The sequence below is a fragment of the Rubrimonas cliftonensis genome (assembly GCF_900107585.1).
Taxonomy (GTDB): Bacteria; Pseudomonadota; Alphaproteobacteria; order Rhodobacterales; family Rhodobacteraceae; genus Rubrimonas; species Rubrimonas cliftonensis.
In genome coordinates, this window is sequence record NZ_FNQM01000091.1 from 1 (window position 1) to 1,321 (window position 1,321).

Sequence of the window (1,321 nt, forward strand, 5' to 3'; positions counted from 1 at the left end):
TGAACCGCGCCGGGTCTGCCGGAGGCTCCAACTTCTGAGTAGGATGGCGCCCCATGAGCAAGACGACGAACAAGTTCTCCCCTGAGGTCCGCGAGCGCGCGGTCCGGATGGTTCAGGACAGCGAGGTTGAGCGCGGGTCTCGCTGGTCGGCGATCGTGGCGATCGCGCCGAAGATCGGCTGCGCGGCGCAGACGCTGAACGAGTGGGTCAAACGGGCTGAGGTCGACGGCGGCCGACGCGCTGGCGTCGCCACCGAGATGGCCGAACGGATGAAGGCGCTGGAGCGGGAGAACCGCGAGCTACGCCAGGCCAATGAGATCTTGCGCAAGGCCAGCGCATATTTTGCGCAGGCGGAGCTCGACCGCCGACCGAAGACATGATTGCGTTCATCGACGCGGAGAAAGATGCGCACGGGGTCGAGCCGATCTGCAGGGTTCTGCCGATCGCCCCGTCCACCTATCACGCCGAACAGGCCACGCGCGCAGACCCGCGGCGGCTGTCGGCGCGCGCCCGGCGCGACGCCGAGCTGCGCCCCGAGATCCGGCGCGTCTTCGACGATAACTTCGGGGTCTACGGCGTGCGGAAAGTTTGGCGGCAACTGGGGCGCGAGGGTATCTACGTCGCCCGTTGCACAGTGGCGCGGCTGATGAAAGCCATGGGTCTTCACGGCATTGTCCGCGGCAAGCGGGTAAGAACCACGGTTCCCGATCCGGCGGCTCACTGCCCGTTGGACCGGGTCAACCGCCAGTTCAAGGCGCCGGCGCCCAACCGGCTGTGGGTTTCAGACTTCACCTACGTGGCGACATGGACGGGCTTCGTCTACGTCGCCTTCGTCGTCGACGCCTACGCCCGCCGCATCGTGGGCTGGCGCGTCAGCAGGACGGCCCATGCCGGTTTCGTCCTTGATGCGCTCGAGCAGGCGATCCACCAGCGGCGACCTGCGAAGGGCACGGGCCTGGTGGCGCATTCGGATCGCGGGTCTCAGTATCTCGCCATTCGCTACACCGAGCGGCTGGCCGAGGCCGGGATCGAGCCCTCGGTCGGCAGCGTCGGCGACAGCTTCGACAACGCGCTCGCCGAGACGATCAACGGCCTCTACAAGACCGAGGTCATCCATCGACGCGGTCCGTGGCGCAGCTTCGAAGCCGTCGAGTACGCGACGCTCGAGTGGGTCGACTGGTTCAACAACCGCCGCTTACTCGAGCCTATCGGCCACATCCCGCCGGCCGAGGCCGAAGCCGCCTTCTACGCCGCTCTGGAGACACCCGAGATGGCCGCGTAGCTAACGAGAAACAGCCTCCGGGAAACCCGGCGCGGTTCA

The 1,321-nt window shown here is 67.1% G+C and carries 1 protein-coding gene and 1 other annotated feature; the gene reads left to right on the forward strand.

What is annotated here, in order from left to right:
• Positions 1–53 precede the first annotated feature (53 nt).
• Positions 54–1,282, forward strand: a protein-coding gene (locus BLW43_RS22725) for an IS3 family transposase (RefSeq protein ID WP_093257237.1) whose coding sequence is annotated in 2 segments (ribosomal slippage) — positions 54–342 and positions 342–1,282 — 1,230 coding nt in all. Because the reading frame shifts where the segments join, the coding sequence is not laid out codon by codon here.
• Positions 335–451: a sequence feature (AL1L pseudoknot), on the forward strand. (Overlaps the previous gene by 117 nt.)
• Positions 1,283–1,321: the final 39 nt, after the last annotated feature.